7 protein-coding genes and 1 pseudogene are annotated in these 5463 nt (G+C 69.6%); 5 read left to right on the top strand and 3 right to left on the bottom strand.

The window, feature by feature from the left end:
- A partial coding sequence (locus tag BST11_RS26470) for a MinD/ParA family ATP-binding protein (protein WP_425320605.1) occupies positions 1-1003 on the top strand: 1003 nt, incomplete at its 5' end.
- On the opposite strand, the gene sigI is transcribed toward BST11_RS26470, so the two are convergent.
- Positions 991-1851: an RNA polymerase sigma factor SigI gene (gene sigI / locus BST11_RS26465; RefSeq protein WP_083141134.1), complete on the bottom strand. Its 861-nt coding sequence runs from the start codon at positions 1849-1851 to the stop codon at positions 991-993. The genes BST11_RS26470 and sigI overlap by 13 nt on opposite strands.
- Positions 1852-1959: 108 nt before the next feature.
- Here sigI and BST11_RS26460 point away from each other — a divergent pair, with 108 nt between their 5' ends.
- From BST11_RS26460 to BST11_RS26445, 4 genes are all read left to right on the top strand, one after another.
- Positions 1960-2808, top strand: coding sequence for an NAD(P)H-binding protein (locus tag BST11_RS26460; RefSeq protein WP_083141133.1), 849 nt, complete (start codon positions 1960-1962; stop codon positions 2806-2808).
- 13 nt (positions 2809-2821) lie between these two features.
- Entirely contained in the window at positions 2822-3271 is a 450-nt protein-coding gene (locus BST11_RS26455) for a nitroreductase family deazaflavin-dependent oxidoreductase (RefSeq protein ID WP_083141132.1), read from the top strand.
- A 239-nt stretch (positions 3272-3510) separates the two neighbouring features.
- Positions 3511-3849 (top strand): hypothetical protein, encoded by a 339-nt coding sequence (locus BST11_RS26450; protein WP_083141131.1) that lies wholly within the window; start codon positions 3511-3513, stop codon positions 3847-3849.
- The gene (locus BST11_RS26445; protein ID WP_083141130.1) at positions 3846-4856 is read left to right on the top strand and encodes a PE-PPE domain-containing protein; all 1011 of its coding nucleotides are present in this window, start codon (positions 3846-3848) and stop codon (positions 4854-4856) included. Before BST11_RS26450 ends, BST11_RS26445 begins: the two co-directional genes overlap by 4 nt.
- A 25-nt stretch (positions 4857-4881) precedes the next feature.
- Here BST11_RS26445 and BST11_RS26440 read toward each other — a convergent pair.
- Positions 4882-5136: pseudogene (locus BST11_RS26440) on the bottom strand (type VII secretion AAA-ATPase EccA); the annotation flags it as partial.
- Positions 5137-5356: 220 nt separating this feature from the next.
- Positions 5357-5463 (bottom strand): hypothetical protein (locus BST11_RS28795; RefSeq protein WP_244897790.1); only part of this gene is annotated, 107 nt, incomplete at its 5' end.

The raw sequence follows: 5463 nt of genomic DNA, 5'->3' as shown, positions 1-5463 counted from the left end.
AGCCCCGCCTGCTCCCCCGGCTCCGGAGCCGCCGCCTCCGGCGGGCCGCCCGGAGCCCCAATACCGAGAGCCCCAACCCGGCGCCGCGCCCGCGCCGTCCCCTGCTCCCGAACTGCCCGACCGCGGTTGGCGGCGTCTCGTGCGACTGGCGACCTTCGGTCTGATCAAGCCGGGCCCGTCGGCGGCGCAGCGGCAGGAGGCGCAATTCGAGGCGGCCATCCGCACCGTCCTGCACGGCAACTACAAAGTCGGCGTGCTGGGCAAGGGCGGCGTGGGCAAGACGTCGGTCGCCGCCAGCGTCGGATCGCTGTTCGCCGAGCTCCGCCGGCAGGACCACGTGGTGGCGATCGACGCCGACACCGCGTTCGGCCGGTTGAGCAGCCGGATCGACCCGCGGTCCAGCGGGTCGTTCTGGGAGTTGACCGCCGACAAGAACCTGGGGTCGTTCGCCGAGGTGGTGGGGCGCCTCGGCCGCAACGCCGCCGGCCTGCACGTGCTGGGCGGCGAGCCCGCGTCGGGGCCGCGGCGGGTGCTCGACCCCGCGATCTACCGGGAGGCCGCCCGCCGGCTCGACCGCCACTTCACGATCGCGGTCATCGACTGCGGCTCGACGATGGACTCGCCGGTGACCCAGGAGGTGCTGCAAGACCTGGACGCGCTGCTCGTGGTCTCCTCACCGTGGGCCGACGGCGCCAACGCGGCCGCCCGGACCATGGAATGGCTGTCGGACCGGGGCCTGACCCCGCTGCTGCGCCGCACCGTCGTGGTGCTCAACGATTCCGACGGGCACGCCGACAAGCGCACCCGGGAGTCGCTGGCCCGCGAGTTCGTCGAGCACGGGCAGCGGGTGATCGAGGTGCCGTTCGATCCCCACCTGCGGCCGGGCGGGGTCATCGACGTGGACGGCGACATGGCCCCCGCGACGCGGCGCAAGTTCCTCGAGGTGACGGCGGCGGTCGCGGGCTTTTTCGCGGCGCGGCCGGACCCGCATCAGGGGCGCTGACCCGCGCGGGCCAACGGGTCGGCGATCGCCTCGATCTTGGTCACCCGCCGGCCGCGGATCGTCAGCACGATCGCCGCGAAGAGCCGCCGTTCGGCAAAGGCCAACACCGCCGGTTGCCCGGCGGGGCCGCTGACCAGGGTGACGTCCGGGCCGATGTAGCGCAGCAGGTTGGTGGCCACCTCGTGCGGCCCGTGATTGACCTGGGGCGGCGGCGCCGGGTCGGCCAGGACGGTGCCGACGCCCCACACCGCCGGATCCAGCACGGCGGTCAACGCGGCGATGTCGCCGTTGGCGCACGCGGTGATGAACTTCTCGGTGACCAGCTGGTGCTCGGCCGAGGCCACCTCGTTCAGCTTCGGTTGTGCCGCAGTGAATTTCGCCCGCGCGCGCCGCGCCAGCTGACGGCAGGTGCCGACCGGGCGGCCGACGGTCTCGGCGATCGAATCGAATGGGACCCCGAACACGTCGTGCAGCACGAAGGCCACCCGCTCGCCGGGGTTGAGCCGGCGCAGCACCTCCAGCAGCGCGGCGCGGACCTCGTCGTCGAGGGTGACCCGGTCCGCCGGGTCGGTACGGGCCGGCGCCGGTAGCTCGACCTCGCCGGGCCGCTCGTGGCGGGCGCGCGCCGAGCGCGCCTGATCCAGGCACAGGCGGCTCGCCACCACCGTCAACCAGCCCCGGACGTCGTCGATCTCGTCGGGGTCGGTGCGGGAGAGCCGCAAAAACGCCTCTTGCGCAATGTCTTCGGCGTCGCCGACGTCACCCAGCATCTGGTAGGCGAGGTTGACCAGGTACGGGCGGTGACGGCGCCAAGCCTCGGTGACCTGGTCGCTGGGTGACTGACTCATAAACCTTCGACGATCCGGTGCCCCGAAAAGTTACGCGTTTCGGATGTAACTTTCCCACCTCCCGCGCCGTCGTAGGGGCACCGAAGAAAACTCACGAAGGGAATCGTCATGACCATCGTCGTCACCGGCGCGACGGGCAACGTCGGGCGCCCGCTCGTCGCCGAGCTCGTCGGTGCGGGCGCCCGGGTCCGCGCGGTCACCCGCACACCCGGCACCGCCGGATTTTCCCCGCCCGTCGAGGAGTGCCCCTCCGCGCTCGAGGCGCTAGAAGGTGCTTCTGATGTCGAGGCCGTGTTCCTCAATTCCCGCGCGCTGGGCGCGGAGTTGGCCGGGTTCGTCGCGGAGTGCCGCCGCGCCGGGGTGACCAAGCTGGTTGCGCTGTCGGCGATCAACGCCGACGACGACTTCTCCCGGCAGCCGTCGCGATTTCGCGGGGACCGCAACAAGGAGGTCGAACAGCTCGCCGTCGACTCCGGGTTGCAGTGGGTGAGCCTGCGGCCGTCGGTCTTCGCGACCAACTTCGCCCGCATGTGGTCGGCGCAGATCCGCGCCGGCGACGTGGTGGGCGGGCCGTACGCCGCGGCGTCGTCGGCGCCGATCGTCGAGAGCGACATCGCGGCGGTCGCGGCGCGGGCGTTGCTCACCGACGATCTTGTCGGGCAGCGCGTTCCGCTGACCGGGTCGCAGGCGTTCACCAACTCCGAGCTGGTCGGGGTCATCGGCGAGGTTCTCGGCCGCCGACTGGAATACCGGGAGGTGCCCGCGGATCTGGTGCGGCAGCGGTTCATCGGTCTGGGGTTCTCGGCAGGATTCGCCGACGCCTACACCGCCATGCTCGCCGAGACGCTCGACAAACCCGCCCTGGTCACCCACGACGTCGAGAAGATCCTCGGCCGCCCGGCCGCCCCGTTCGCGCAGTGGGTGTCCGAGCACCGCGACCTGTTCACCCGATCCTAGGAAGGAAACCGACATGTCCGACCCCCGTCCCCCGCGCTACCTCAAGCCGATGAACCGGTTCATGATGGCCGTGCAGCGTCTCGGAATACCGACCGGCCCCGCCATGGTGCTGACCGTGCCCGGCCGCAAGTCCGGCCAGCCGCGCCGCACGCCGATGACGCCCTTCGAGTTTCGTGGCGGCCTGTACGTGGTGGCCGGCTACCCGGGCGCCGACTGGGCGGCCAACGCCCGCGCGGCGGGCACCGGGACGCTCAGCCGCGGCCGGCGTTCGCGCGAGGTCAGGATCGTCGAGCTCGACGCCGAGGAGGCACGCCCGGTGCTGCGCGAGTTCTCCGTCAAAGTGCCGGTGGGCGTTTCGTTCGCCAAGCGCTCCGGGATGGTGCGCGACGGAACGCCCGACGAATTCGAGGCACTCGCGGGCAGGGTCGCGGTTTTCCGATTCGAGCCGAGCGCCGCGCGGTGATCGCATCGTAGATGCGGTTGGGCCACAAGGGATTCCGGATCGGAAATCCGGCGCCGCTGCGAGTGCCGTCGATGAATGACACGCGGCCGCAGGAACACTAGAATTGTGATATGTGGGCACCGAGGGTCCTTCGGCTTCCGGATCGTCGAAACGCGTCACCGAACCCGTCGACCCAGGCGGGAGCGCGCGGGATGTCGCCGCTGGGCGCCGCTCGTAACTAACTCAAGGAGGCGATTCGAATGGCTGATGCCACCTCGATCCAGGCAGATGTCTCCGGCGTCAACCCGACCAGTGGAACGCCGCAGGGATGGCGACGAGTCCTCGCGCGCCACAACCGCAACATCGGCGACATCGTCGACGATCCAACTCGCGGTCCGTGGAATTCGACGCACAACGGGATCAATTACCAGGGCACGTATGACGCCTTCGAGCAGGAGGTCACCACGGCCGAGCAGATCGCGTGGGTGCACACGTTCAGTGACGGCATCGTCCGCGACTCCGGCGACGTGCTGATCGAACTGATGGAGTTCGCGATCCAGTGGCGCAAGGCCAATAACCTTCCCACGTCGGCGAAATGACGGTCGGCTGGGGCGACCTCGCGGCCCACATCAGCGGGGTCTACAACTTCAAGCACGCGGTGCTGACCGTGGGTGGCACCTGGGAGCCGGCGCCCGGCACGCAGTATCCGTCGAACACGGTCAACGGCCTCGCGCAGTTCGTCAACGACAGCCTCATTTACGAGGTGCCCGTTCCGTATCCGGCGAGCTTCGGGCCGATCGGCGGGCCGATCACGGCGCCGAGTTACCAGCAGTCCGTGGCGGCCGGCGAAACCTGGATCACCGGTTGGCTTGGCATGAACCCCACCCAGACGTTCATCCTGGGTGGCTACAGCCAGGGCGCCGAGGTCGTGTCGCGGATCGCAATCCGGCTGATGGGCGGCGACCTGGCGCCGTATCTGCCCAACTTCGTCGGCGGCTACACCTTCGGAAACCCGTGCCGGGGCGCCGGATTCCACGCTCCGACCATCGCGGACCCCGGCGGCCGGGGCATTTCGTCGATCAACATGACCGCCTTGCCGACGGTCGCCGGGCAGGTCGTGTGGGCCGACTATGTACACAGCCCCGCCAACGGCGACGCCGGCCTGGACATGTACGCCTCGGTGCCCACCAATCAAGCCGGCCAGGACATGACCGATGCCTACACGTCGGCCACCAACCTCCAGTTCAACGACCTGGGCGCGCTGAGCCAAGACATCGTCAACACGTTGGTCGCCGCCGTCCAGGATCTCAGCGGGGTCCCCCAGGTCGTTGGCGGCCTTACCGGCCTGATGGGCAACCCGGCTGAGGTGATCACACTGCTCCAAGGGGCGCTCACCGGCTCCCAGCCGATCGGTGTCCAGGCGGCGATCCAAGCCGCCATTGCCGGGCTGCAGTTTCTCGCCGCACCGGGCGGTCCGACCGCCCCGCACATCTCCTACCTCGGTGAAATCGCCGGCTACTCCAACCTCGTCGCCGACGCCGTTGGCTGGCTCAACCACATCGCCACCCTCACGCCGGCCCGCGCCGTCACGCCCGCACAGGTTTAGGTGGCCCACTCGTCGCTCGCCGCCGCTACCAAACGCTGGCGGCCATATCGCGGTTGTCGGAGCAGACGCTGCGCACCAGCGGATTCGATGTCGGCGGCGGTGATGATCTGCAGATCCTCGACGGTCACCGGTTGCACCGAACGCTTTTGGGCGATCACGCGGGTGTCGCGAAACCTTCGGCACGCTCGATGACGTTGCGGGCGAACCGGCCGTTCTGCATGGCGTCGATGCCGTGCTGGCCGCCCGGGGTGGTGTAGTTGCGGATCGTGGTGGCCGCACCCGGGAACGCCTGGCACGGCTCAAAATAGTGCGCGCGTCAGCGCTGATCTTGATGGGGGCATTGCGGTGTCTTCAGTCAGCGGGTCGGCGCCGGTGCGGGTGTGGTGGGCGGCATCGATTTCACGATGCGGGTAACAGCCGGTCGCACCCGCGAATTTGGCGATACCGCATCCCGTTTGGGCGCAATACAGCGCTGGTAGTCATCGCCCCGGCGTACCGGCCTAATCGTCCGATGGTGGTGGTTGGGGTTGGAAGGGTGTGTACCACCACCAGTCGGCGCGTTCGCCGAGAGGTCCGGGACACGGCGCTACCGCGGGTGGGGGAAGGG

Origin of the sequence: Mycobacterium alsense, from assembly GCF_002086635.1 — a bacterium.
GTDB classification, from domain to species: Bacteria; Actinomycetota; Actinomycetes; order Mycobacteriales; family Mycobacteriaceae; genus Mycobacterium; species Mycobacterium alsense.
The sequence above is the reverse complement of the archived record's forward strand: the minus strand, read 5'-3'. Positions and strand labels throughout refer to the sequence as shown.